The organism is Holzapfeliella sp. JNUCC 80 (assembly GCF_053667655.1).
In genome coordinates this window covers 889,058-914,460 of sequence record NZ_CM132205.1, presented here as the reverse complement: position 1 = coordinate 914,460, position 25,403 = coordinate 889,058, and the positions used below count along the sequence as shown (strand labels likewise).

22 protein-coding genes and 1 tRNA gene are annotated in these 25,403 nt (G+C 36.2%); 18 read left to right on the top strand and 5 right to left on the bottom strand.

Annotated features, from left to right (window positions below; translation table 11 throughout):
- The first annotated feature begins 1 nt into the window (after position 1).
- From ligA to JNUCC80_RS04560, 8 genes are all read left to right on the top strand, one after another.
- Positions 2–2,029, top strand: coding sequence for an NAD-dependent DNA ligase LigA (ligA, locus tag JNUCC80_RS04595; RefSeq protein WP_454152724.1), 2,028 nt, complete (start codon positions 2–4; stop codon positions 2,027–2,029).
- Between the two features lie 11 nt (positions 2,030–2,040).
- A complete protein-coding gene (locus JNUCC80_RS04590; protein ID WP_454152723.1) occupies positions 2,041–3,189 on the top strand; it encodes a CamS family sex pheromone protein in 1,149 nt (382 codons plus the stop codon).
- A 12-nt stretch (positions 3,190–3,201) separates the two neighbouring features.
- Positions 3,202–3,504, top strand: a complete 303-nt coding sequence (gene gatC, locus JNUCC80_RS04585; protein WP_339970207.1) for an Asp-tRNA(Asn)/Glu-tRNA(Gln) amidotransferase subunit GatC — start codon at positions 3,202–3,204, stop codon at positions 3,502–3,504.
- Positions 3,504–4,955, top strand: a complete 1,452-nt coding sequence (gatA, locus tag JNUCC80_RS04580; protein ID WP_454144111.1) for an Asp-tRNA(Asn)/Glu-tRNA(Gln) amidotransferase subunit GatA — start codon at positions 3,504–3,506, stop codon at positions 4,953–4,955. The genes gatC and gatA overlap by 1 nt, the downstream gene beginning before the upstream one ends.
- Complete coding sequence (gatB, locus tag JNUCC80_RS04575; protein WP_454152722.1) at positions 4,955–6,385, top strand: Asp-tRNA(Asn)/Glu-tRNA(Gln) amidotransferase subunit GatB; 1,431 nt, start codon at positions 4,955–4,957, stop codon at positions 6,383–6,385. The genes gatA and gatB overlap by 1 nt, the downstream gene beginning before the upstream one ends.
- A 15-nt stretch (positions 6,386–6,400) precedes the next feature.
- Entirely contained in the window at positions 6,401–7,318 is a 918-nt protein-coding gene (locus JNUCC80_RS04570; protein WP_454152721.1) for a diacylglycerol kinase, read from the top strand.
- 61 nt (positions 7,319–7,379) lie between these two features.
- Entirely contained in the window at positions 7,380–8,729 is a 1,350-nt protein-coding gene (gene rlmD, locus JNUCC80_RS04565) for a 23S rRNA (uracil(1939)-C(5))-methyltransferase RlmD (protein WP_454152720.1), read from the top strand.
- 145 nt (positions 8,730–8,874) lie between these two features.
- Positions 8,875–9,915, top strand: coding sequence for an endonuclease/exonuclease/phosphatase family protein (locus tag JNUCC80_RS04560; protein WP_454152719.1), 1,041 nt, complete (start codon positions 8,875–8,877; stop codon positions 9,913–9,915).
- Between the two features lie 8 nt (positions 9,916–9,923).
- Here JNUCC80_RS04560 and JNUCC80_RS04555 read toward each other — a convergent pair whose 3' ends face one another.
- Both JNUCC80_RS04555 and JNUCC80_RS04550 read right to left on the bottom strand, forming a co-directional pair.
- The gene (locus JNUCC80_RS04555; protein ID WP_454152718.1) at positions 9,924–11,240 is read right to left on the bottom strand and encodes an APC family permease; all 1,317 of its coding nucleotides are present in this window, start codon (positions 11,238–11,240) and stop codon (positions 9,924–9,926) included.
- Positions 11,241–11,285: 45 nt separating this feature from the next.
- A complete protein-coding gene (locus JNUCC80_RS04550) occupies positions 11,286–12,608 on the bottom strand; it encodes an APC family permease (protein ID WP_454152717.1) in 1,323 nt (440 codons plus the stop codon).
- A gap of 193 nt (positions 12,609–12,801) precedes the next feature.
- Here JNUCC80_RS04550 and JNUCC80_RS04545 point away from each other — a divergent pair, with 193 nt between their 5' ends.
- The 3 genes from JNUCC80_RS04545 (at position 12,802) to JNUCC80_RS04535 (ending at position 15,516) form a co-directional block, all read left to right on the top strand.
- Positions 12,802–14,121: a DEAD/DEAH box helicase gene (locus JNUCC80_RS04545; protein WP_454152716.1), complete on the top strand. Its 1,320-nt coding sequence runs from the start codon at positions 12,802–12,804 to the stop codon at positions 14,119–14,121.
- A complete protein-coding gene (locus tag JNUCC80_RS04540; protein ID WP_454152715.1) occupies positions 14,105–15,400 on the top strand; it encodes a PTS transporter subunit EIIC in 1,296 nt (431 codons plus the stop codon). The genes JNUCC80_RS04545 and JNUCC80_RS04540 overlap by 17 nt, the downstream gene beginning before the upstream one ends.
- 42 nt (positions 15,401–15,442) lie before the next feature.
- A tRNA-Arg gene (locus JNUCC80_RS04535) sits at positions 15,443–15,516 on the top strand.
- A gap of 210 nt (positions 15,517–15,726) precedes the next feature.
- Here JNUCC80_RS04535 and JNUCC80_RS04530 read toward each other — a convergent pair.
- A complete protein-coding gene (locus JNUCC80_RS04530; protein ID WP_454152714.1) occupies positions 15,727–16,965 on the bottom strand; it encodes an aminopeptidase in 1,239 nt (412 codons plus the stop codon).
- Positions 16,966–17,118: 153 nt separating this feature from the next.
- On the opposite strand from JNUCC80_RS04530, the gene wecB reads away from it, so the two are divergent.
- Complete coding sequence (gene wecB / locus JNUCC80_RS04525; protein WP_454153356.1) at positions 17,119–18,249, top strand: non-hydrolyzing UDP-N-acetylglucosamine 2-epimerase; 1,131 nt, start codon at positions 17,119–17,121, stop codon at positions 18,247–18,249.
- Positions 18,250–18,281: 32 nt separating this feature from the next.
- Here wecB and JNUCC80_RS04520 read toward each other — a convergent pair whose 3' ends face one another.
- On the bottom strand, positions 18,282–18,740 hold the full coding sequence (locus JNUCC80_RS04520) for a flavodoxin (protein WP_454152713.1): 459 nt from the start codon (positions 18,738–18,740) through the stop codon (positions 18,282–18,284).
- Positions 18,741–18,927: 187 nt separating this feature from the next.
- Here JNUCC80_RS04520 and map point away from each other — a divergent pair, with 187 nt between their 5' ends.
- Genes map through galU form a run of 3 tightly spaced genes read left to right on the top strand, consistent with a single transcriptional unit; the run spans position 18,928 to position 21,637 of the window.
- Complete coding sequence (gene map, locus JNUCC80_RS04515) at positions 18,928–19,731, top strand: type I methionyl aminopeptidase (RefSeq protein WP_454144131.1); 804 nt, start codon at positions 18,928–18,930, stop codon at positions 19,729–19,731.
- Entirely contained in the window at positions 19,731–20,726 is a 996-nt protein-coding gene (locus tag JNUCC80_RS04510; RefSeq protein WP_454144133.1) for a YihY/virulence factor BrkB family protein, read from the top strand. Before map ends, JNUCC80_RS04510 begins: the two co-directional genes overlap by 1 nt.
- An 11-nt stretch (positions 20,727–20,737) precedes the next feature.
- Positions 20,738–21,637 carry a UTP--glucose-1-phosphate uridylyltransferase GalU gene (galU, locus tag JNUCC80_RS04505; RefSeq protein WP_454152712.1) on the top strand — a complete coding sequence of 300 codons (900 nt, stop codon included), beginning with the start codon at positions 20,738–20,740 and terminating at the stop codon, positions 21,635–21,637.
- On the opposite strand, the gene JNUCC80_RS04500 is transcribed toward galU, so the two are convergent.
- Positions 21,634–21,924, bottom strand: coding sequence for a hypothetical protein (locus JNUCC80_RS04500; RefSeq protein ID WP_454152711.1), 291 nt, complete (start codon positions 21,922–21,924; stop codon positions 21,634–21,636). The genes galU and JNUCC80_RS04500 overlap by 4 nt on opposite strands.
- A gap of 43 nt (positions 21,925–21,967) precedes the next feature.
- Between JNUCC80_RS04500 and JNUCC80_RS04495 the strand changes: the two genes are divergently transcribed.
- The 3 genes from JNUCC80_RS04495 to JNUCC80_RS04485 are packed head-to-tail and all read left to right on the top strand — an operon-like array spanning position 21,968 to position 25,375.
- Positions 21,968–23,206 (top strand): hydroxymethylglutaryl-CoA reductase, degradative, encoded by a 1,239-nt coding sequence (locus tag JNUCC80_RS04495; protein WP_454152710.1) that lies wholly within the window; start codon positions 21,968–21,970, stop codon positions 23,204–23,206.
- 1 nt (position 23,207) lies between these two features.
- Complete coding sequence (locus JNUCC80_RS04490) at positions 23,208–24,386, top strand: hydroxymethylglutaryl-CoA synthase (protein WP_454152709.1); 1,179 nt, start codon at positions 23,208–23,210, stop codon at positions 24,384–24,386.
- A gap of 2 nt (positions 24,387–24,388) precedes the next feature.
- A complete protein-coding gene (locus JNUCC80_RS04485; RefSeq protein WP_454152708.1) occupies positions 24,389–25,375 on the top strand; it encodes an NAD(P)-dependent oxidoreductase in 987 nt (328 codons plus the stop codon).
- Positions 25,376–25,403 lie beyond the last annotated feature (28 nt).

The window sequence follows — 25,403 nt, the reverse complement described above, 5'->3', positions numbered from 1 at the left end:
AATGACAATTGAACATCCAGTATCTGAACTAACACGTCAACAAGCACAAGAAGAAGTTGTTCAGTTACGTGAAAAGCTCGATCAATGGGCACAAGAATATTATGACGAAGATAATCCATCTGTTGAAGATTATATCTATGATCAAAGTTATCACCGTCTACAAGATATTGAAAAGCGTTTTCCAGAACTCACCTCACAAGATTCGATTACGCAAAGAGTCGGTGCATCTGCTTCAACTAAACTTGAAAAGATTGAACACAATCCGCCAATGCTTTCGATGAGTGACGTTTTTTCTATGGATGAACTCGTTGAGTTCGATAAACGTGTCAAAAAGCAATTACAAATTGATGATGTCACTTATAATGTCGAACTAAAAATTGACGGGTTAGCGCTTTCCATTGTTTATGAAGAGGGTAAATTAGTTCAAGCTTCAACACGTGGAGATGGATTGATTGGTGAAAATGTTACTGACAATGTCAAAACTATTGCCGATGTTCCCAAAACATTACCTGAACCATTATCAATGGAATTTCGTGGTGAATGTTACATGCCTAAGAAAGCGTTTGCTGATTTGAACAAGAAGCGCGAACAAGAAGGGCAACAAATTTTTGCCAATCCAAGAAATGCAGCAGCAGGTTCACTACGACAACTTGATCCAGCTGTTACCAAAAGTCGTAATTTGAGCACGTTCTTATATCACTGGGTAGCCACTGATGAAGCAGTGACCACACAAGTAGACGCACTTAAAAAAATGACAGAACTTGGATTAAGTACTAATCCCGATTCGATTGAAGTACAGTCGATCAATGATGTCTTAAAGTTCGTTGAAGAATACGAACAAAAGCGTGATAGTTTACCTTATGGTATTGATGGTGTGGTTGTTAAAGTTAACCGTTTTGATTATCAACGACAACTTGGAAACACTGTTAAAGTGCCAAGATGGCAAATTGCTTATAAGTTTGCACCTGAAGAATCGAAAACGGTTGTGCGAGATATTCAATGGACAGTAGGAAGAACAGGTGTTGTGACTCCGACTGCCATTATGGATCCTGTGCAATTAGCAGGTACAACTGTTTCAAAAGCAACTTTGCATAATCCAACTTTACTCCACCAAAAAGATGTGAGAGTGTTAGATACCGTATTCATTCATAAAGCTGGCGATATTATTCCTGAAATTTCGCGAGTTGTGAAAGAAGACAGGGATGCAAATTCACAGCCTTATCAAGTACCAACGCATTGTCCATCTTGCGGTGCAGCTTTGGTTAACTTGAATGATGAAGTGGCTTTAAGGTGTGTTAATCCAATGTGTGAAGCGCAAATTACTGAAAAACTTACGCACTTTGCGTCACGTAACGCAATGGATATTACGGGACTTGGCCCTCGAATTATCAAACAATTATTTGAGAAAAAACTTATCAAAGATGTTGCAGGACTTTATCAGCTTAAAGAAGATGACTTACTAGTTCTAGATAAATTTGGTGAAAAATCAGCGCACAATTTAGTTGAATCAATCAACCAAAGTCGCAATAATTCTCTTGAGAAATTGCTCTTTGGATTAGGTATTCGCAATGTTGGTGCAAGGGTTGCTCAGATTATTTGTGAAAAATATGATAATATCGACAACTTGATGCAAGCTACTTCTGAAGACTTGCAACAAATTGATACGGTCGGTCAAGTGATTGCAGATGCGATTACATTGTATTTCAAACAAGATCAAGCACAAAAACTGATTGAAGAGCTAAAAGAGTCAGGTGTCAATATGACTTATCTTAAGCCAGAAGCACCGGCAAGTGATAATGAGTTCTTCAATCAAAAAACAATCGTGATAACAGGAACACTTTCTCACTATAAACGTAAAGAATTAGCAACGCTTTTGCAGTCTTATGGTGCTAATGTGACCTCTTCTGTTTCAAAAAACACTGATTTATTGATTTATGGTGAAAATGCCGGATCAAAATACACTAAAGCAATAGACTTGGGTGTTGAAGTGATGGATGAAGCAACCTTGATTGCTAATTTACAAGAGTAGGAGGCTGTATTTTGAAGAAAATCGCATATCTTATACAGCTCATAATTTTAATGATTGTTTTGACAGGTTGTGGCAATCTGCAAAATTCCAACTTGGCGAATAATAATTCTGCTCAAGTACAAAATACGTTCCAAATCACAGGAACGACCAATGATAACACGTATAATGTGTTGCTCCAAGATGGACGCTACAAATCTAGTCCTTCTCGTGGTGCAACAGCAACAATGCTCAATTCAGTTGATGTTACAGGAATGGAATCGGGATTGGTTCAAATTTCAAAACAAGCTTTCTCAACTGAAAAGTACGTCTTTCAAGAAGGCCAACAAATCACTCAAAGTGAAGCCTATAATTGGTTAGGTCGTTATGACGAAAAGGACAATCCAGATGGGTTAAATCCAACTGCAAATTCTGAAACAGATGCAGATAAGCGGACACCTGTTTACTTAGAGCAACTACTTGAACAAAACTATCTGACAGGTTCGGGTAATAATTATAGTGTTCAAGGCATTAGTCTAACGCTTGCGATGAATTCTGTTGACTACTATCAAAAAGAAAAAGATGGGGCAACTTATAGCACAAAAATTTCTCGTGAAGATCAAGAAAAACATGGGAAAGAAATGGCTCAAAAAATTATCGAACGCTTGCGACAAAAAGAAGATCTTAAGAACATTCCAATTGTAATTGCCTTGTATTCTCGTCCAAGTGTTGATAGTTTGACTGGTGGTTCATATTTTGCCACAACAACGGTTAATGGTGATAGTAGCTCAGTTAACAATTGGCAAACAATTGATAATCAAACACAAGTTTTTCCAATTGTTTCAAGCTCTGAAAAAGCCATTAACAGTTCAGATCTTGAAGCTTTCCAAAACTTCAAGTCTATTGTGCAAGGTTATTTCCCTAACTTAAGTGGGGTTATTGCCAAAAGTAACTATGAAAATGGTAAACTTAACTCAATGACTATAACTGTGAATACACAGTTTTATGGTTATCAGCAGATTAATAGTTTTACTAAGTTAATTTCTAATAGTGCTGAAAAATATTTACCTAAAAATGTGCCGATTGAAATTAAAGTGCAGGCTGTTGGTGAGGTTCAATCGGTAGTAATTCGAGACAGTAGCAATTATAATTTCTATAGTCATGTATTTAGTAATGAAAATTAGCGGAGGTATTCAATGATTTCTAAAGAAGAAATTGCGCACGTTGCGGCGCTTTCAAGATTAAAATTTAGCGAAGAAGAGCTAGAAATGTTCACACCCCAAATGGACGAAATTATCGCCATGGCTGGACAATTGCAAGAAGTGGATACAACAGATGTTGTGCCAACTAACTTAATTGTTGATGAAGAAAATGTCTTCAGAAATGATGAAGTTGAAAAAATGCAAACACGTGAAGAATTACTTAAAAACGTACCTGAAACAAAAGACGGCTTAATCAGAGTGCCTTCAATTATTGACAAGGAGGATGACAATCAATAATGAATTATTTAAACGAATCAATTGATCAATTACACCAAGACTTAGTTGATCAAAAATTGTCAGCTAAAGAACTTGCAACTAACACACTAGATAACATCAAAAAAACAGATGATAAATTCAATTCTTTTATTTCATTGAACGAAAATGCACCAAAAGAAGCTGAAGCTATCACAGAATTTGATACCCCTTTGGCAGGAATTCCAATCGCTGTTAAAGATAATATTGTAACAACAGAAATGAAAACAACAGCAGCTAGTCGTATGCTTGAAAACTTTGTATCGGTTTATGATGCAACAGTTGTTTCAAAACTAAAAGACCAAAAAGCTGTTATCATTGGTAAACCAAACTTGGATGAGTTTGCAATGGGTTCATCTACTGAAACATCATACTTTGGTGTTTCAAAGAATCCTTGGGACCAAACTAAAGTTCCTGGTGGTTCTTCAGGTGGTTCAGCAACAGCCGTAGCTAGTGGCCAAGTTATTGCTGCACTTGGTTCAGATACTGGTGGTTCAATTCGCCAACCTAGTGCTTTCACTGGTATTTTTGGAATTAAACCAACTTACGGCCGTGTGTCACGTTGGGGATTAATTGCCTTTTCTTCAAGTTTAGATCAAATCGGTGTAATGACAAAACGTGTTAAAGATGCTGCTTACGTTCTAAATGCAATTAGTGGCCATGATGAACGCGATTCAACAAGTTCAATGCGTGAAGTTCCTGATTTCACTAAAGCACTTAACAAAGATGTTAAAGGTCTAAAAATTGCTGTTCCTAAGGAATACTTTGAAATCGGTGTTTCTGACGAAGTTAAACGCGTGGTTAATGAAGCAATTAAAGTTTACGAAGAAAACGGTGCAATCGTTGAAGAAGTTAGCTTGCCACATACTAAATATGTGATTCCAACTTACTACTTGATTGCTTCTAGTGAAGCTTCATCAAACTTACAACGTTTTGATGGTATTCGTTATGGATTCCGTGCAAGTGATGTGAAGAGCTTAGCTGATGTTTATGTCAAAACACGTTCTGAAGGATTCGGAGACGAAGTTAAACGTCGTATTATGCTGGGTACATTCTCACTTTCAGCCGGAACATACGATGCTTACTTCAAAAAAGCTGCTCAATTGAGAACATTAATCAAACAAGACTTTGACCGTCTATTTGAAAAATATGACTTAGTAATGGGACCAACTGCACCAACAACTGCTTTTGGTATCGATGCTAAGAATGATGATCCAATGACAATGTATGCTAACGATATTCTAACAATCTCAGCAAACATGGCTGGAATTCCAGCCGCAAGTATCCCTGCAGGACTTGCTTCAGATAACATGCCTGTTGGTCTTCAAATCATGGCACAACGCTTTGATGAAGAAGCAATCTTTAATGCTGCAAGCTTCTACGAAGATTACAGTAAATTCTATGAAAAAGTTCCTAGTGAAATGGAGGACAAATAATGAATTTTGAAACAACTATTGGACTTGAGGTCCACGTTGAATTAAAAACAAACACTAAAATGTTCAGTCCAAGTCCAGTACAATACGGAGCAGAACCAAATACAAACACTAACGTAATTGATTTTGGTTATCCTGGTGTATTGCCAACTGTGAATAAAGAAGCTTACCGTCTAGGTATTATGGTTGCTTCAGCTATGCACGCTAATGTGTCACCTTACACACACTTTGACCGTAAGAACTACTTCTACCCAGATAATCCTAAAGCTTACCAAATCACACAATCAGAATTTCCATTAGCTACTGGTGGTTATATCGAAATTGAAGTGAATGGGTATACTAAAAAAATTCGCTTAGAAGAAATGCACGTTGAAGAAGATGCTGGTAAGAATACTCACGGTACAGATGGCTATTCATCTGTTGACTTGAACCGTCAGGGAACACCATTGATTGAAATTGTGTCAAAACCTGATATTGCAACACCAGATGAAGCACAAGCTTACCTTGAAAAACTACGTCAAATCGTTCAATTTACAGGCGCTTCAGACGTTAAGATGGAAGAAGGATCAATGCGTGTGGATACTAACATTTCACTACGTCCAATTGGTCAAGAAGAACTAGGTGAAAAAGCTGAGCTTAAAAACTTAAACTCATTTAACCACGTTCGTTTAGGTCTTGCTTATGAAGAAAAACGTCAAGCTGAAATTTTACTTGCAGGTGGCGAAATCAAACCTGAAACACGTCGTTTTGACGAAACAACAGGTCAAACTTACTTACTACGTGTGAAAGAAGGAAAAGACGATTACCGTTACTTCCCAGAACCTGATATTCCAGGATTCCATGTGGCTGATTCATGGGTTGAGGAAATTAGATCACAAATTCCAGAAATGCCAGATGTTCGTCGTAAACGTTATGTTTCTGAACTAGGTATTCCTGAATATGATGCTAATATTTTGACCCAAACTAAAGAAATGTCTGACTTCTTTAATGAAACAGTTGAAAATGGTGGGGATGCAAAACTAGCTTCTAACTGGTTAATGGGTGAAGTAAATGCTTACTTGAACACCAACAAAATTGACTTGTTAGAATCAAACCTAACACCTGAAAACTTAGCCACAATGATTAAATTAATCAAAGATGGGACAATTTCTTCAAAAATTGCGAAAAAAGTTTTCCAAGAAACAATTAAAAACGGAACAGAACCAAAGGCTTGGGTTGAAGAAAAAGGACTTGTTCAACAATCTGATCCAGCAGTTCTAGTGCCATTAATCAATGATATCTTGGATAACAATGAACAATCTATTGAAGACTACAAGAATGGTAAAGACCGTGCAATCGGATTCTTAGTGGGTCAAATTATGAAAGCAACTAGAGGTCAAGCGAACCCTAAAGTTGTGAATAAGATTTTGCTAGAAGAATTAGACAAGAAGTAAGGGTAGGCGATTTGAGTGCCAAAAGCCAGATTGATTTATAACCCGACTTCTGGACATTATCCTGTTACGAAAAGCGTTGTTGATATTTTAGATGTGCTTGAAAAAGCGGGATTTGAAGCGAGTTCGTTTCAAACAACGGCAGAAGTAGATTCGGCTAAAAACGAAGCAATTCGTGTCGCAAAAGCAGGATTTGATTTAATCGTTTCGGCTGGAGGAGACGGCACACTTGATCAAGTGATTAATGGGATTGCACCATTAGAAACGCGACCTAAAGTGGCCGTGATTCCAGCAGGAACAGCCAATGACTTTGCAAGAGCATTGCATATCCCAAGAAATAATTTCAAAGCAGCAGCTGAAGTTGTTTTGAAAGGACAAATACAAAAGTTAGATATTGGCCGTGCTTACTCAAGTAACCATAGCCAATACTTTGTGAATAACGCCGGCGGTGGGCATGTGACAGAAGTAACTTACGCACCGACTTGGCAACAAAAATCCGTTTTTGGATATAGTGCCTACTTGCTAAAAGCTATTAAACTATTAGCAGGTTTACAGTCTCGAAAAATGCGCCTGACCTATGACACAGGCGTTTATGAGGGGGACACCGTTTTATTCTTATTAGGATTGACCAATTCAATTGGTGGATTTGAAAAGGTATTACCTGTTCCTGAATTTTCAGATGGATACTTTGGCCTGCTAATTGTAAAGCCAACGCAATTGACACGATTGTTTCGATTGATTAAGTTGGCTGTCAAAAATCGGAAACATCTTGATGATGATGATGTTATTTTTGTCAAAACAAAGACGCTCGAAGTTGAACTACTTGATCAAAATAGTCATGGAAATGACGTTAATATTGATGGTGAAAAAGGAACAGCTTTTCCATTATCATTTGAGAATTTGACGCAACATATCGAGTTTTATGTTAATTTTTAAATGTACTAAAAAAACTGTACCTAAACTATTGGGTACAGTTTTTTAGAGCCTAGGAGATAATATGTTAAATAAGAACCAAGAAATACAATTGACCATCACTGATTTAAGTTACGAAGGGATGGGAGTTGCTCATACTGATGAAGGCATGACCTTGTTCGTGGATAATGCTTTGCCAGGTGAAGTTGTTACTGCCAAAATTTTAAAATTGAAGAAAGGTTTTGGTTTTGCAAAAACCGTATCAATTGAAACCAAAAGCCCAGACCGTGTTGAAATGTCTTCAAATAAGTGGGCACAGACAGGGATTGCACCTCTTGCACACTTAACTTATGACAAACAACTTGAATTCAAAACTAAACAAGTTAAAACATTAGTTGAAAAGAATAAATTAGATATCGATGTTTTGGATACTATTGCATCACCTAATGAATTAGGCTACCGTAATAAAGCGCAAGTTCCTGTTCGCCAAGTTAATGGTCAACTTGAAGTTGGATTTTTCAGAAAACGTTCTCATGATTTAGTCGTGATGGAAGACTTCTTAATTCAAGATCCAAAAATCGACAACACAATTAAAGGTGTTCGTGAAATTCTACGCCAATACGATGTTACAGGGTATGATGAACGCAATCATCGTGGTCAAGTGAAGAATATTATTGTTCGTCGTGGTTACTTTACTGGCGAAATCATGGTGATTTTAGTTTGCTTAGACAAAAAATTCAAACACCTACCTGAAATTGCAGATGCAATTGAACAGTTAGAAGAAGTGAAAAGTGTTTATTTGAATCATAACCCACAAAAAACAAACGTTATTATGGGTAAAAAGAACCGTTTATTAGCGGGGAATTCATACATTACAGATAAAATTGGTGATCAAACCTTTATGATTTCACCACAATCATTCTTCCAAATTAACTCAAGCCAAACGCCAACACTTTACCAAAAAGCGGTTGAAATGGCCCAATTAAATGAAGATGACGAAGTGCTAGATACTTATTCAGGTATTGGAACAATTGGTCTTTCTGTTGCCAAAGAAGTGAAGAGCGTGACAGGGGTTGAAGTGGTGAAATCTGCTGTTGATGATGCCAAGAACAACGCAACCTTAAACCACATTACTAACTCTGAATTCTTCTTAGGCAAGTCAGAAGAATATATGAATCATTGGGCAGAAGAAGGTAAAAAAGCAACAGTTGTGATTGCTGATCCACCAAGAAAAGGTGTGACAAGTGAATTCATTCAATCAACTGCAAAAATTGCACCTCGTAAAGTGATTTACATTTCATGTAATCCAGCTACTTTGATGCGTGATATTAAAGAATTCGAAGACTACGGTTATACAACTAAAACAATTCAACCTGTTGATATGTTCCCAATGACACAACATGTGGAATGTGTGACAGTGCTTGAGAAAAACTAAATTCAATTTAAAATACCTAGGCTATATTGCAATAGTCTGGGTGCTTTTTATTTAAAAATCAGTTAAATTAACTGTAATAGTGAAAGTAATAGTCACAATCATGATACGCTTAATGCTCAACTAGAAATCTCTTGGAGGAGAACAAATGAAGATATTAAAGAAATATCATGTTTTATTGCTACTGATTGCGATAGTTTACATGGCAATAGTGTTGACTTATACACTATTTCCACAATCTAGTCTTAATCAGTTTTTATCAACACAACTTGGACTTGCACAGTTTTATGCATTTTCCATCTTTTTTGGTGTTGTGATGGGGATTTTTTCATTACTTATGATGGGAATGACTAGTTACAAGAAAGGTTATCGTAGACCACCATTTTTTATTTGGGCAGTTATGATGGTGCTATCAGGTATTTTAGTGATAGGTGGAACTGGCGGACACTTGAGTCATGATCAGTCAGTTGATTCAAACCAGCCATCGTTCAAAATTGTAGAATACAATTCAGCTAATCAACTTAACTCCACTAATATTCAAACTATTTTTGGCGAGTATAACACCGATATAGCGGTTCTTCCTGAGTTTGATGAGCGACCTTCAGAAGTAGGGTCTAATGAGCGCATTAAGCAACTATTTAAGGCGGCTAATGTGAATTATGATCATTATGATGTGTTCATTTCTGACCATCCAACAGGAGTAGTGGGAGTGACGACAATCGTCAAAAAGTCATTTGCTCAATTTACGCAACAAAGAGAAGTGCCACAACCAACATTTAAAAGTGTTAATTTGAAATCTCAAACTGCAAATGTTCCAAGCATTATTGGACTTCATGCTGCACCACCTATCCCAGGATACTTGATGAATTACTGGCAAAAAGATTTGCACGTGATTAGCAATCAACTAGCCAACCAAAATCCTGACAGTATTCTAATTGGCGATTTCAATGCAAATATGAATCATGGATTATTGACGACGATTGCAACACATGAAGATGGGGTAAATGCACTCCCCGCATTTGAAAGAGGGACATGGCCAGCTTCTAAACTACCAGCATACTTTAGAACACCAATTGATCATGTCTTAATCCCTAAAAACCAATATAGTGTCAAAAATATTAAGCTCCAAGACTTAAAAACTTCAGACCATATGGCAATCTTTATGGAAGTGCAAAAAAATAAAGCCTAGGCAACTGCCTAAGCTTTATTTTTTTTGTGATAGTAATAATAAACAGGAAGACCTGTTAGAGTCACTAAGATACCAATAATTGATAATTGGAATTGTGTGATGAGGGTTGCAACCACGATGAAACCACCACCCAAGATTGAAATGATTGGAATGACTGGGTAGAACAGCACCTTGTAAGGACGCTCAAGTTCTGGTTCACGTTTTCGCAAGATTAAAACAGCAATCGAAATCAAAGTGGTAAAGGTCCACATGACGAAGACCAACATGTTGGTTAAGTTGTCAAAATTACCTAAGAATAGTAATAGGATAGAAATACCACAAATAAGTAGTCCTGAAATCATCGGAACACCAAAGCGGTTGAGTTTCTTGAAATACTGACTAAATGGGAGTTGATTGCTTTGAGCAAGTGTGTAAGGTAAACGCATCCCTGTCATCACAAACCCATTAATTGTGCCATAAACAGAAACTAAAATACCAATTGTCACTAAACGCCCGCCTAGATTACCAAACAGTACACGAGAGCTATCAAAAGCAGCGTTTGGATTACCTGCTAGTTGTTCGATAGGGAGACTTGATAAAAACGCGAAGTTGATAAGTAAATAAACAACTGTTACCAGACTTAATCCTAAGATAATGGCTTTAGGTAAATCCTTGCTAGGACGTTTCAATTCTCCAGCCATATTTCCCACATTAATCCAGCCTTCATAAGCATACATTGCTGAAAGCAAACCACCACTTAAAGCAACAAAGAATGGGACATCATGTCCAGAAGTGATAGGGAACAATTCAACAGGCATTTTTGGATCATGGAATAAGCCGACGATTACAATCAAAGCAACAGGAATTAATTTAACAATCAAAGAGACCACTTGTAGAATTCCTGAAGCTTTGTTCCCAATAAAGTTAATCAATGCAATAGAAGCTAAACAAAGAACCGCAAATGGAATAGTCCAGTGATTGTCGATACCTAGTAAAACGATTAATTGCTGTGAAAAAACGAGCATTAATGACGCAATCGATGCAGGAAAATAAATTAAGATTTGTGCCCATCCATACAAAAAGCTCAGTGGCTTACCATAGGTATATTCAATGTATTTAATGGGACCACCTGTAACAGGCAAAGCCGTTGCTAACTCTGCAACAGTTAATCCACTTGCAATTGACAAAATTCCAGCAAAAAACCAAACAAATAAAGTCATGCTAGTTGATTGTGTCAATTGTGTGATTGATGAAATTTTGAAGAAAATACCTGATCCAATAACAATTCCCATAACGGTGGATAGCGCTTGTGAGAATTTAAGATTCTTTTTCATTTCTTGTGACATAAACTAAAAACTCCTAAAAATAACCAATAAAAAAAGTCTTCTTAATTAAGAAGACTTTTCATTTTTTCTTTTTTGATAAAAATAAATGGGTAGTCCAATTAAAGTGATGAGTATCCCAATTAGTGATAACTCAAATTGTGTAATTAATGTTGAAACGACAATGAACAGTCCACCTAAGATTGAGATAATCGGAATAACTGGGTAGAATAGCACTTTATAAGGACGTTCAAGTTCTGGCTCACGTTTTCTAAGGATGATAACACCAATTGAGAGTAGTGTTGTAAAGCTCCAAATCACAAAAACAAGCATGTCTGTTAATAAGTTGAAGCTACCTAGGAAAATCATAAGAAATGTAATAGCTAAAGTGAATAGTCCTGAAACATAAGGTGCACCTGATTTATTTAATTTTTTGAAGGTATTACTAAATGGTAAACTACCATTTGAAGCCAATGTATAAGGAACACGAATACCAGTCATTGTATAACCGTTAATCGTACCGTACACTGAAACTAAAATACCTAATGTTACTAAACGACCACCAAATTCACCAAAGAATAAACGGGAACTGTCAAAAGCGGCATTACCATTACCAGCTAACTGATCGACTGGTAGTGCTGAAACAAATGCATAGTTAATCAATACGTAGATTAAGGTTACTAAACTTAGTCCCAAAATAATGGCTTTAGGCAGGTCTTTTTTAGGGTTCTTCATTTCACCAGCCATATTACCAACATTAATCCAACCATCATAAGCAAACATTGTGGCTAGTAATCCACCACTTAGTGCAGTAAAGAAGGGAGTTCCTTCGCCTGAAGTGATTGGGAATAATGAAGGATTAACAGGACTTGGCTTGAATAAACCAAAACCGATAATTAAAACAATAGGAATAAGTTTGGCAATCATTGTGATGCTTTGCAATTTACCGGAGACTTTATTCCCAACAAAGTTTAGTAGCATAATCGATGTTGAAACAATTAGTGCAATAGGCACGATCAGTGATTGACTAATGCCAAAAAGACTAGCAAATTGTTCACCAAAGATGATACTTAAAGCGGCAATATTGGCAGGGAAGTAAATGGCCATTTGTGACCATCCAAATAGAAATCCTGCAGGCTTACCGTAAGTATATTCAATATACTTTGTTGGCCCACCTGTAACAGGAAGGGCAGTTGCTAATTCTGAAACAGTTAATCCGCTGGCAATGGATAATAGCCCGGCTAAAACCCACACAAAAACAGTTAAACTAGCAGACTGCGTTGAACTGGCAACACTAGATATTTTGAAAAATACCCCGGCACCAATCACAATTCCCATAACAGTTGAGAGGGCTTGTGAGAAATTCATGGTCTTCTTTAAATTATTAGACATCTAACGATTCCACCTTCTTATTTAAATATTTTTTCAATTAATCATTATACAGAAAATTAAAATAGGAAGATAGATGATTAATCAATAAAAAATTGATAATATTTCATTGAACGTTTACCAAATCACAAAAAATATGAGAAAATATAATAACCGTCATTTTTAACAAAATTAATAGATTAGGATGATCAATTCTATGAACTATAGTGAAAATATACAAAACATTTTAAAAGAACAAAACATAACAGAAACAACAGAAATTCAAAGTAGAAGTTACCAGTCCATTATCGAAGGAGCTTCTGTTGTGGGGCTTTCACCTACAGGAACTGGGAAGACTTATGCTTATGGCTTGCCATTAATTGAGAAAACAAATCCCGGCGATTATCAAGCAATTATTATTTTAGAACCAACAAATGAATTAGCCGTGCAGGTGAGGGATGCCTTGCAACCTTTTGCTAAAGCACAGGGACTTAAAACAATGGCACTAGTTGGTAGTGGAAATCGTAAACGCCAAATTGAAAACTTGAAAAAGAAAAAGCCTGAAATTATTATTGCAACTTTAGGCCGTTTGTTTGATATGGTAACTGAAAATAAAGTCAAACCACAAAAGGCGAATGCGTTAGTACTAGATGAAGCCGATGACCTATTGGTGCTTGATTCAATTGATATGATTGGGTCATTTTCAGATGATATGCCAGAAGATTCCCAAATTTTATTATTTGGTGCGACAGATTCTGAAACAACACGTAATCCAGAAGAAGTGTTTGGTAATGCTTTCATTTTAGTAGATGTTAGACCAGACATTACAAAAAACAATATTCACCACCGCTTCTTGAAGGTAAGTAATGAAAACAGATTAGACGTTTTAACACGACTATCTTCTGTTGATGATTTTTCAGCAATTGTTTTCTTCAGTAGTGTGGCTTCACTTGAAAGAGTAGCCCAAACCATGTCACATCGTGCCTTGAAATTCGGTGTTTTAGCAAATAACGAAAACAAAATGCAAAGACAACGTGCTATTTCTGATTTGCAAAAAGGCAAAATTGATGCGATTTTTGCAACAGATATTGCATCAAGAGGGATGGATATCAAGAATCTAAAATATGTTATCAACTATGACTTACCTCAGTCACAAGAGTCTTATATTCACAGAGCGGGAAGAACAGGCCGTATGGATGCAGAAGGAACAGTTATTTCAATGGGGAATAACCATGATTTTCGTGACTTGAAGAAACTAGCTAATTTAGGCGATCAATTGCAAAAAATATATCTAGTTGGCCATCACCTAACGACAGATAAACCATTTGCACAGCCTAAAAAAGAACGAGAAGCACAAGCTAACGAACAAAAAGAAACACATATCAATCAAACACGTGAAGAATTGCAAAACAAAACAGATAAACCAGAAAAAGAATTCAAAAAAGCGATTCAATCTAATCCAAAACCAAAGAAAAAAGTGAAGAAGAATCGCAAACGTCGACAAAAAAATAAAGGCTACCATGGAAAGAAAGCCTAGCACTAATTCAACACAAAAAAAGCTAGACTTTATAACCAAATATAGTCTTAAAATGGTAGATAGCCTAAAGCACTTGAGATGGCTATTAGCCTTAAAACAAACACTAGATGTATTGATGATTGTGGCCTTGCTAGGGTCAATGACAATCTTGCTTCAGAATTTTTCAGATGTGTTTTTGAGCTATTTTCATCTGTCATTTTTGAAAGACTTCTTATTTTGGCTTGGGCCAATTAATCAGGCTATTTGGGTTTTAACGCTGCCAATATATAGCTTTTGGTTTATCTTAGTTTGGAGCTATTTTCTAGCCTTATTTTATGATAATGATGCTGTATTAGGATCAATAATAGGTGTGTCATCTTATTTGTTAGCTAGTGGTTTTTTGAATTTCAATTTTAAAGTCACTTGGCAAAACTTATCAACGCAAAATCTGTTTTTTGCGTTTTTCGTGAGCACGATTTTTGTGGTCATTTACAATTTTATGACTAAATTGCAATTTCAACTTAGCATTATGCCCGGAAGGTTTACGTGGTTTTATAAAAAGCTGAGTCATTTGACGTCATTTTTGGTGACATTTTCGCTAATGTTTATTTACTTTAGAGAAACACCCAAAGCACTACACATAGCTTTAAAAGAGATATTCGGTGGTGCACAAGCTAACTTAGCTATGATGAGTCAAAATTTCATTGTGGTATTAGTGCTATTGTTATTAATTCAGCTTTATTGTTATTTCAACTTTCAAGGAAATAACTTGATGATAACGATTGTCGAATTTATTTATCTGACTAGTCAAAACTTCAATATTGAAGCTGCCAATTATCATCAACTACCGCAGTATTTAATGACAAAATCAACACTTGATATTTATGTGTTCATTGGTGGTGTTGGGAGTACATTGGCCTTTGTTTTAGGGGTTTTATTTTTCTCGAAAATTCCTGAAAGACGGCGGGTAGCAAAATATTCACTGGCACCAGGTATATTCAATTTAAATAGTTCGACTTTATTTGGTATCCCGGTTATTTTAAATAAACGCTACTTTGTACCATTTATGATTACGCCGATAATTAGTTTGATGACTACTTATTGCGCCTTATCTTTAAGGTGGATTGACCCTGTTCAAATCGCATTGCCAAGTATAGTGCCACCTTTTCTAAATGGTTTTTTGGCGACTAATTTAGATTTGAATTCACTTGTCTTAATATTAACTAACTTTTTGATTTCATTGGTTATTTGGACAACTTATATTAAAAAAGAAAATGATGACTACAAAAGTGCGAACTGATACTTTTAACTTTTACTTAAAGTGTTATAATAAAAAAGTATTGGCCTCGTAGCTCAGCAGGATAGAGCAACTGCCTCCTAAGCAGTAGGTCATCAGTTCAATTCTGATCGGGGTCATCAAAAAAAGCCGTGCGGGGGAAACCGCGCGGCTTTTTTATTTGAGTAAAAAATAGATAGCAATAATTGCTAGAAGTGTAAAAACAATTGCTAGCGGAAATAAAATTTTGACATAATCAAAATGTTTTCGTGTAGCAAAGGCAAAGATATAGCAAAATGCAGCTAATGAAATCAAAAAACTGGCAATGAGAAGTAAAGGAAAAGACAACATTAGAAGGCCCATTCACCATTTTTGAAGATTTGGAAACGTGGGCCATCTGTTGAAATACCTTCAATGTTCATTTTATCAGATCCTACCATGAAATCAACGTGGGTTTGACTCACATTCAATCCGTTTTGACGTAATTCAATGGGGGACATTTTAGTACCATTTTCGATAGTAAATGGATAAGCAGCACCAATTGCGACGTGGTTTGATGCATTTTCGTCAAACAAGGTATTGAAAAAGATAATTTGAGATTGTGAAATTGGTGAAGAATAAGGTACTAAAGCAACTTCACCTAATGATTTAGCGCCATCATCTGTTTGAATAAGATGTTCTAACGTTTCTTGACCTTTATCGGCTGTGATTTCAGTAATTTGACCATCTTTAAAAGTGACTTTGATGCCTTCAATAAGTTGGCCACTGTAAGACAATGGTTTTGTGGAAGCAATCACACCATTAATTTTTCGAAAATCAGGGGAAGTAAAAACTTCTTCTGTAGGCATATTCGGCATGAATGCTTCACCATCAGCATTAACAGCACCTGCACTATGCCAAATATGGTTTTTTGGTAGCCCAATTTCGATATCTGTCACATCACTAGTGTAGTGAAGCGCAGTAAATTGTTTGTCATTTAAAATGGCAGATTTTTGGCGAAGTGTATTTTTGTGATCTTCCCATGCTTTAATTGGGTCATCAGCGTAAATACGGGTGGTTTTGAAAATTTCATGCCACAATTGGTCAACTGCTTCAGAAGCAGAAACGTCAGGGAACACGTGTTTTGCCCATCCTTCACTAGCAGCGCCTACAATTGTCCAGCTAATATCATTATTTTGCGTAGCACGACGAAGTGGAAGCATTCCCTTAGTTAGCGCACCTTGCATTTTAGCCAAACGTTGTTGGTCAACATCGCTTAAGGCATCTGGATTGTTTGAAATAACAGAGATACGTTTAACTTTTTTATCAAGCCATTCATTAATTTGTTCTTCTTGTGATTTTGAGAAGGTTTCTAAGCGACTTTCATCAGCATAAAGTAAATTAAGGCGATTTAAGGTTTCATCTTGCCACTTTACAATGACTTCAGCAGCACCTTTTTGATATGCTTTTTCAGTCAGTAAGTGTGCAAATTTAGTTTGGTCAGTTGCAATTTGCAAAACAATGGTATCACCAGATTTAACGGCTACCCCGGTTTCAATCGTCAGGTCAGCATATTTAGCAAGTAATGTATCAAAATTTGGTAGTGTCATCATTGAGCTCCTTATTTAAGTTTAGTAATAGTTATTTTATCATGTTTTTTGGCTATAAATGTAATTGTTTTTTGCTTATAATGAACTTAAAACTTATAATGATTAAAGTTGATAAATCATGGAGGTATTTCATTGGGAAATAAAGTAAAAGTAATGACCGTTTTTGGTACAAGACCAGAAGCAATTAAAATGGCGCCACTTGTTTTGGAATTAAAAAGTCGCCCAGAAGAATTTGAAGAAATTACAGTCGTCACAGCGCAACACCGTGAAATGTTAGATCAAGTTTTAGAAATTTTTGAAATCAAACCCGATTATGATTTTAATATTATGAAAGCTGGTCAAACATTAAGCCAAATTACCAGCCGTGTGATGTTAGATCTTGAAAAGGTAATCATAGAAGAACAACCTGATATTGTCCTAGTTCATGGTGATACAACAACATCATTTGCAGCAAGTCTATCAACTTTCTATCAACAAAAAGTCCTAGGACACGTTGAAGCTGGTCTTAGAACTTGGAATAAATACTCACCATTTCCAGAAGAAATGAATCGTCAATTAACTGACGTTTTAACTGATATCTACTTTGCGCCAACATTCAAAAGTAAAGCAAACTTACTACAGGAAAATCATCCAGAAGAAGATGTGTTTGTGACAGGGAACACAGCAATTGATGCATTGAAACAAACTGTTCAACGCGACTATCATCATAGTGTGTTAGATGAAATTGCTGAAGATAAACGTATGATTTTGGTTACTATGCACCGTCGTGAAAACCAAGGAGAACCGATGCGTCGCGTTTTCAAAGTAATGAAAGACGTTGTCGATCAACATGATGATGTTGAAATTGTTTACCCTGTTCACTTGAGTCCAGCTGTTCAAAAAGTTGCTCAAGAAGTGTTGGGTAATGATGACCGTATTCACTTGATTCAACCGCTTGATGTTGTTGATTTTCATAACTTAGCTAAAAGAAGCTACTTCATCATGACTGATTCTGGTGGTGTTCAAGAAGAAGCACCTTCACTTCAAAAACCAGTTTTAGTTTTACGTGATACAACAGAACGTCCAGAAGGTGTTGAAGCAGGTACGTTAAAACTTGTTGGAACAAACGAAGCAGAAGTTAAGTCTGCTATGATGACATTATTAAATGACAAAGAAATTTATCGAGCAATGGCTGAAGCGCAAAATCCATATGGTGATGGTACTGCATCAAAACGTATTGCTGATGCAATTTCTTACCATTTTAATCGTGACTCATTAGAACGTCCAGAGGACTTCAAAGCCTAACAAAAAAGCAATCAACTTAAGTTGATTGCTTTTTATTTGTGGTTAGCTTCGTAGAAGTTAACGACTTTTTCAGTAAATTGTTCAATATTTTCGATATCTTCTAAATCAGGTGCCAAATTAATTTTTAGGCTTTCAGCAGCTTGAGTACCACCGATTTTCAAAAAGGCTTTAGTGAAGTCATCAACGGTAATGCAGTAAGCATCTTCGTAGAAAACATCACCTGAACCTGCGACCGCAAAGATTTTATCAGTTAAATCAATCTCAAGTAAATCTTCGTAAAAGTCTAAAGCTTCATCAGGTAATTCACCTTCACCATAAGAATAAGGGACCATAAATGCAATATCATATTCAGAAAATTCATTTACATCACTAAACGTAATATCAGACATGTCAGTTTCAATACCCATGTCTTGAAGCTTTTCATCGATAATAGAAGCGACTTCTTCATTATTACCGGTCATGCTAGCGTAGACAATTTTAGCAGTTGTCAAAGTAAAATCCTCCTTATACATTCAAAATAACTGGGGATAGACGTCTTTTATTATAACAGAATATCGCTTGTATTGATTGATAATTGTCATAGGTTTTAGCAGGGGTATTTTTTTAATGAACAAAAAACGTTATAATAGATATGATATGATTCAAATAGTAAAGATTAAAATATAAAGGAGTTTTATTTTGATTACATTAAAATCACGTCGAGAATTAGAAGGAATGGCTAAATCTGGACAATTACTAGCACAAACACACTTAGGAATCAAAAAGTTAATTAAACCTGGTATTTCATTATATGAAATTGAAGAATTTGCGGATAATTTCATTACTGAAAATGGTGGTATTCCATCAGAAAAAGGATTTGAAGGTTACAAATACGCAACTTGTGTCAGCGTAAACGATGAAATTGCACATGCAACACCTAGAAAAGATGTCTTTTTACAAGAAGGGGACGTTGTCTCTGTTGATATGACAATCAATCTTGATGGTTATGAAAGTGATTCATGCTGGACATATGCAGTTGGCGAAATTTCAAAAGAAGATCAAGATTTAATGGATATCGCACACAAAGCACTTTACCTTGGAATTGACCAAGCACAAGTGGGTAACCGCATTGGCGATATTGGTTATGCCATCCAACAATTCACAGAAGTTGAAAACAACTATGGTGATGTTCGTGAACTAATCGGTCACGGTATTCAACCAACTATGCACGAAGAACCTGAAGTACCTCACTTTGGTAAAAAAGGTCGCGGTTTACGTCTAAAAGAAGGTATGACAATTACAATTGAACCCATGATTACACAAGGTTCATGGGAAATGGTGAGTCGTGTTGTTGATGATCCAGATGATGATTGGGTATACTATGTTACAGAAGATGGTTCAAAATGTGCACAATATGAACACACAATCGCAATTACAGCAGACGGTCCAAAAATTTTAACTTCACAAGATCCAGAATTTGATAAAAAGTATTTATTTAAATAATGAAAAAACCTTTTTATGGGTATCGAAAAGAACATCTGACGCATCAAAAGCCAAAAAAGCGCCACCCTGTTAAACGTGGAGTTAAAAAGCCAAAGCACTCTCGTCTGGGCTACTTGTTTAATACATTATCTGAAGTATTAGCTAGTGGTGAGATTAATCAAAATGCGATTGTAATTGCTTATTTTGCGTTGTTCTCATTGTTCCCATTATTGTTGTTAGCAGCTTATATGCTGAGTTTATTTAATATTAGTGCAACTGTTGAGCCGATTGTTGAATATATCAGTCTTATTCTGCCAAAAGAAGTTGCACCATACATAAGTCCTATTATCAAGCAAGTTGTTCAACCGCCAAGTGGTGGATTCCTATCATTTGGGGTTATCGTTGCATTATGGGCATTTAGTGGACTGATTAATTCGATTAAAGTGGCTTTGAATAAAGTCTATCGTGTTCAAGAAGTTGTTAAAGAGCAGTCCTTTTGGGTTTCTATTGTTAATCGAATTGTTTCATTTGCATTAACAGCGACTTTAATTTTAGGATTAGTTTTAATTTTATTTACTTTGATTTTTGGTCAGCAGATTTTAGAATTGCTAGCCCCAATTTTCAATTTTTCAATGGATCCGATTTATCAAATTAGCAGTTATCGTTGGCCCGTTATTATTGTTGTTTTAGGTGTTATTGTAGGGTATCTTTATTATTTTCTACCTAACATTTCACTCAAAAAACGTAGTATTTGGCCGGGTGTGTTTTTGACAATTATCGGATGGGGCGTTTTGTCTCAAGGATTTAGTTTTTACTTGGAGCATTTTAGCCGGAGTTTAACCAATTACGGTATTATCGGAACATTTATTATTTTCATGCTGTGGTTGAACTTTAGTGCACTTGTATTTTTGGTGGGGGCTGTATTGAACTCAACCATTGATCATACGTTACATGGCAATGTCGATTATAAATCGAGTCGTATAATTGAGTTATTTAAGAAGAAAAAAACAAAATAAGGCGGTATCTTATGAAAAAAGTAAGAAAAGCGGTTATTCCTGCTGCCGGTTTAGGAACAAGATTTCTACCAGCAACTAAAGCAATTGCCAAAGAAATGATGCCAATTGTGGATAAACCAACTATTCAGTTTATTGTTGAAGAAGCAAAAGCTTCAGGTATTGAAGATATTTTGATTGTGACAGGAAAAACAAAACGTCCAATTGAAGACCACTTTGATTCAGCTCCTGAATTAGAGTTGACACTTGAAAAAGATCACAAAACAGATCTTTTAAAAGTGGTGACTGATGTAACCACTTTAGGTGTGAATATTTACTTTACTAGACAGCCTCATCCAAAGGGATTAGGGGATGCAATCTATCGAGCTAAGTCATTCATCGCTGACGAACCATTTGTCGTTTTACTAGGTGATGACTTGATGAATGATAAGACACCGCTAACTAAACAGTTAATTGATTGCTACAACGAAACACATGCAGCAACAATTGCAGTTATGAAAGTTCCTCACGAAGAAGTGAGCAAGTATGGTGTGATTGAACCAGACGTTCAATCAAGACCAGGACTATTCAATGTTAAATCTTTTGTTGAAAAACCAAAAGTAGAAGAAGCACCATCAGATCTTGCAATTATTGGTCGTTACTTATTAACACCTGAGATTTTCAACATATTAGAAAGTCAAAAACCAGGACGTGGTAACGAAATCCAATTGACTGATGCTATTGACACAATGAACAAGACGCAACGCGTTTTTGCGCACGTTTTTGAAGGCCAACGTTTTGATGTTGGGAATAAATTTGGTTACCTTCAAACGTCAATTTCATATGGGTTGAAGCACCCTGAAACAAAAGATGAATTGCGTCAATATATTAAAGATTTAGCTAAGGAACTTGAAGCTGAAGAAAAGAAAAACTAGACTAGGATTAGTCGATTTTGGTCAATTCTCAGACCATAAATGACGTGTTCGTTTTGGTCTAAGTCACAAACTTTGATAAAAGCAGTTTTATCATCAAAACGAATAAGCAACTTTTCAATTTCGGATTTTTTCAGAGGTTGATGAGTTGCTTCTTTTGTATAAAAAATACAAACTTGTTGATTATAGTCGATGGCTGAAACGGGTAGAAGCGTTTCGTTATTTTTAAAGTACAAGTTAAAATAATCTGCTAAATCTTGTATGAATTGTAAAAAATCAATAATACGCATAAAATTATCTCCTTACTAAACCATAAAATATGGAGGGTTAATCATGACACCTTTTTATAAATTAAGTATACCAGACCGCCGAAAGTGGTTAGTAGACCATGACTTGATTTCACCAACTCAAAGTGAACAATATGCAAATGAATATGAGCTATCTCTAAGTCAATTGACTCATTTTAGTGAAAATGTCATCAGTCAGTTAGCTTTCCCACTAGGCGTGTTAAAAGAAATAAACGTAAATGACAACAACTTCACGGTACCAATGTCGACCGAAGAACCTTCAGTGGTGGCTGCAGCTAATCATGGTGCAAAGTTGATGCTAAAAAATGGGATTACTGCTAAAAGTTATCGAACGGGCATTTATGGTCAAGTTGTATTAACTGACGTTAATGATCAACACGTTGATTGGATTCGTGATGACTTGCATCAAGCTAAACAAGATTTACTAATACAGTTTCCAAGTTTAGTTAACTATGGTGGTGGTATTGAAGAAATAACCGTAATTACTGAAAATTATCCGTTTTTAGAGATTAGATTCAAAATTAATCCCGCACAAGCTATGGGTGCTAATAAAGTTAATGCTATTTTGGAAGCCTACGCTCAGCGATTAAAAACAAAGTTTGATGTAGATAGCGAGTTTGCGATTTTGAGCAATGCACCAGCGCAATTCGTGACAGCTAAAGCTGAAATTGACTTTGAAACCCTATCTAAAGCTGATATTTCAGGTGAACAAATTGCACATAAAATTGCCAGAATGAGTGAGTTTGCCAAAGTGAACGCTTATCGTGCTGTCACGCACAATAAAGGGATTATGAATGGTGTAGATGCAGTTCTACTAGCAACAGGAAATGACTTTAGAGCAGTTGAAGCAAGTGTTCATATGCACGCTTCTGCTACAGGACAATATACGGCTTTAAGTCAGTGGCAAGTTTGCGACCACAAACTTATCGGTGAGCTAACATTACCAATGCCAATTGGCGTTGTTGGGGGTTCAATTACAAGTCGCCAACTTATCAAAAACAATTATGATTTGATGAATCACCCATCAGCTGAACAACTCAGTGAAATAATTGCTAGTGTTGGGCTGGCTAATAACTTGGCTGCTTTATACGCATTAGTTACAGATGGTATTCAAAAAGGTCATATGAAATTGCAGTTGCAAAATATGTTGTTGAATTTAGGTGTCTTTGAATCTGAAATACCAGAATTAATTCAAAAAATGCAACGCGCAAAAAACTATCAGCAAGATTATGCTAAGCAATTATTGAAAGAAATGAGGAACTAAAATGACAACTGTTGGAATTGACCAAATCGGCGTTTATACGCCAGCACAATATATTGAAACAACCGAATTAGCCAAGAGACGTCAAGTTGATCCAGACAAATTTACAATTGGAATTGGACAAGACCAAATGGCTGTACCTAATCCAACAACTGATATCGTTTCAATGGGTGCTAATGCAGCACGCACATTTTTGTCAAAAGTGGATGTAAATCAAATTGGATTGTTAGTTGTCGGAACAGAAAGTGGGATTGACCAGTCAAAAGCTTCAGCGCTATTTATCAAATCAATTTTAAACTTGCCTAATCATATGCGCTCTTTTGAAGTTAAAGAAGCCTGTTTTGGTGCGACAGCTGGTATCATGATGGCACAAGACTATGTGAAATCTCATCCTGGAAAAACAGCACTAGTGATTGCATCAGATATTTCACGCTATGGACTAAATACTGGAGGAGAAGTCACACAAGGTGCAGGTGCAGTTGCGATATTGATTAGTGAACAACCACGAATTGTTGAATTTTTACCTCAATCTGCTTCATATAGCGATGATGTTAATGATTTTTGGCGTCCAAATTATAGCGCAACAGCTTTTGTGGATGGCAAATATTCAACAGAAAAATATTTGGAATTTTTCACCCACACTTTCAATGATTATCTCAAACAAACAGGTTTAAAAGTTGCAAACTTTGAAGCTCTAACTTATCACTTACCATTTACAAAAATGGGAATCAAAGCACAGCGTGTGGCATTAGAAGGACAAGATGAGGCTACTCAAGCCAGATTATCACGTCATTTTGAAGAAAGCGCCAAATATTGTCGTCAGATTGGGAACCTTTATACTGGTTCATTGTACTTAAGTTTGGTAAGCTTATTACATCAGGGTAACTTAAACTCGGGTGATTTAGTTGGATTTTATAGTTATGGTTCGGGTTCTGTAGCGGAGTTTTATGCAGGGCGCTTAGTAGAAGGCTATCAAAATGAATTGCAAGCTAATAAGATGGCGCAATTTTTAACCTCAAGACAATTATTATCAATTGATGAGTATGAAGCTATTTATACTGAATGTGGCAAAATCCGAACAGGTGACTATGAACTTACTCCCGAAGCAGTCGTTTCTGATGGTGAAGTTTATTTTGCAGGAGTCAAAGATCATTTAAGACAGTATAAAGTTAAAGGAGCTTAATTATGATGTTTATGTTTTACGGTATGCGCCCAGAAGAAAAAGAATATGTCACTTCTTGGAGCCAAAAGAATAATATTCAAGTTAAAACCACAACTGAAATTTTAACTGCCCAAACAGTTGAACAAGCTGAAGGTGCCGACGGCATTGTGGCATTACAAACACAGGCCTATCCAAAAGAAGTATTTGATAAAATGGGACAAATGGGAATCAAGAGTTTGTCACTAAGAAATGTTGGGACAGAAAATGTAGACAAAGAAGCTGCTAAAGCAAACAACGTCCGCATCTCAAATGTTCCTGCCTATTCACCAAATGCGATTGCAGAATTTGCTGTCTTAAGTATGATGCAATTGCTTAGACAAGCTAAAGAAGTTATCCAACACGTTGAAGATGGCAAGCTTAAAGAAGCTGTCGCATTAGTTGGTAAAGAATTATCAGCTCAAACAGTTGGTGTTGTTGGAACTGGTCGCATTGGAAAACGTGTTGTTGATATCCTTCAAGGTATGGGAGCAAAGGTAATCGCTTATGATCCTGCTTTCCATCAACCTGGTATTGATTACGTTGACGACTTAGATGATTTATTGAAACAAGTTGATGTTGTGACACTTCATTTACCAGGGATGCCAGCAACTGAACACTTAATCAATGAACGTAACATGAGCTTAATGAAGCCAACAGCTTACTTAGTGAATGCCGCTAGAGGAATGATTGTTGAAACACGTGCTTTAATTAACGCACTAAAAGAAGGCCGTTTAGCTGGTGCTGCACTGGATACATTTGAAAATGAAGATGAATTAGGTAAGGCAATGGCTGAAGGTCATGATAATCAAGACCCTCAATATCAAGCACTTAAAGCAATGGATAACGTTATTTTGACACCTCATATTGCTTATCATACTGATATTGCAGTCCAAAATATGGTTCATCAATCACTTGATAGTGCTTATGAATTTTCACAAGGTCAAAACCCAGAAAACGAAGTTAAATTTTAAGACAAAGAAAAAAGCTTTCAGTTAAGAC

Excerpts from the sequence above, each read along its gene's own strand:
- JNUCC80_RS04510 (WP_454144133.1), top strand. The coding sequence starts at position 19,731 with ATGAAAAAACCTTTTTATGGGTATCGAAAAGAACATCTGACGCATCAA.
- JNUCC80_RS04555 (WP_454152718.1), bottom strand. The coding sequence starts at position 11,240 with ATGTCACAAGAAATGAAAAAGAATCTTAAATTCTCACAAGCGCTATCC.
- rlmD (WP_454152720.1), top strand. The coding sequence starts at position 7,380 with ATGTTAAATAAGAACCAAGAAATACAATTGACCATCACTGATTTAAGT.
- JNUCC80_RS04560 (WP_454152719.1), top strand. The coding sequence starts at position 8,875 with ATGAAGATATTAAAGAAATATCATGTTTTATTGCTACTGATTGCGATA.
- wecB (WP_454153356.1), top strand. The coding sequence starts at position 17,119 with ATGACCGTTTTTGGTACAAGACCAGAAGCAATTAAAATGGCGCCACTT.
- gatB (WP_454152722.1), top strand. The coding sequence starts at position 4,955 with ATGAATTTTGAAACAACTATTGGACTTGAGGTCCACGTTGAATTAAAA.
- gatC (WP_339970207.1), top strand. The coding sequence starts at position 3,202 with ATGATTTCTAAAGAAGAAATTGCGCACGTTGCGGCGCTTTCAAGATTA.
- JNUCC80_RS04530 (WP_454152714.1), bottom strand. The coding sequence starts at position 16,965 with ATGACACTACCAAATTTTGATACATTACTTGCTAAATATGCTGACCTG.
- JNUCC80_RS04495 (WP_454152710.1), top strand. The coding sequence starts at position 21,968 with ATGACACCTTTTTATAAATTAAGTATACCAGACCGCCGAAAGTGGTTA.
- ligA (WP_454152724.1), top strand. The coding sequence starts at position 2 with ATGACAATTGAACATCCAGTATCTGAACTAACACGTCAACAAGCACAA.
- JNUCC80_RS04500 (WP_454152711.1), bottom strand. The coding sequence starts at position 21,924 with ATGCGTATTATTGATTTTTTACAATTCATACAAGATTTAGCAGATTAT.
- JNUCC80_RS04550 (WP_454152717.1), bottom strand. The coding sequence starts at position 12,608 with ATGTCTAATAATTTAAAGAAGACCATGAATTTCTCACAAGCCCTCTCA.
- JNUCC80_RS04490 (WP_454152709.1), top strand. The coding sequence starts at position 23,208 with ATGACAACTGTTGGAATTGACCAAATCGGCGTTTATACGCCAGCACAA.
- galU (WP_454152712.1), top strand. The coding sequence starts at position 20,738 with ATGAAAAAAGTAAGAAAAGCGGTTATTCCTGCTGCCGGTTTAGGAACA.
- JNUCC80_RS04485 (WP_454152708.1), top strand. The coding sequence starts at position 24,389 with ATGATGTTTATGTTTTACGGTATGCGCCCAGAAGAAAAAGAATATGTC.
- gatA (WP_454144111.1), top strand. The coding sequence starts at position 3,504 with ATGAATTATTTAAACGAATCAATTGATCAATTACACCAAGACTTAGTT.
- JNUCC80_RS04540 (WP_454152715.1), top strand. The coding sequence starts at position 14,105 with ATGGAAAGAAAGCCTAGCACTAATTCAACACAAAAAAAGCTAGACTTT.
- JNUCC80_RS04545 (WP_454152716.1), top strand. The coding sequence starts at position 12,802 with ATGAACTATAGTGAAAATATACAAAACATTTTAAAAGAACAAAACATA.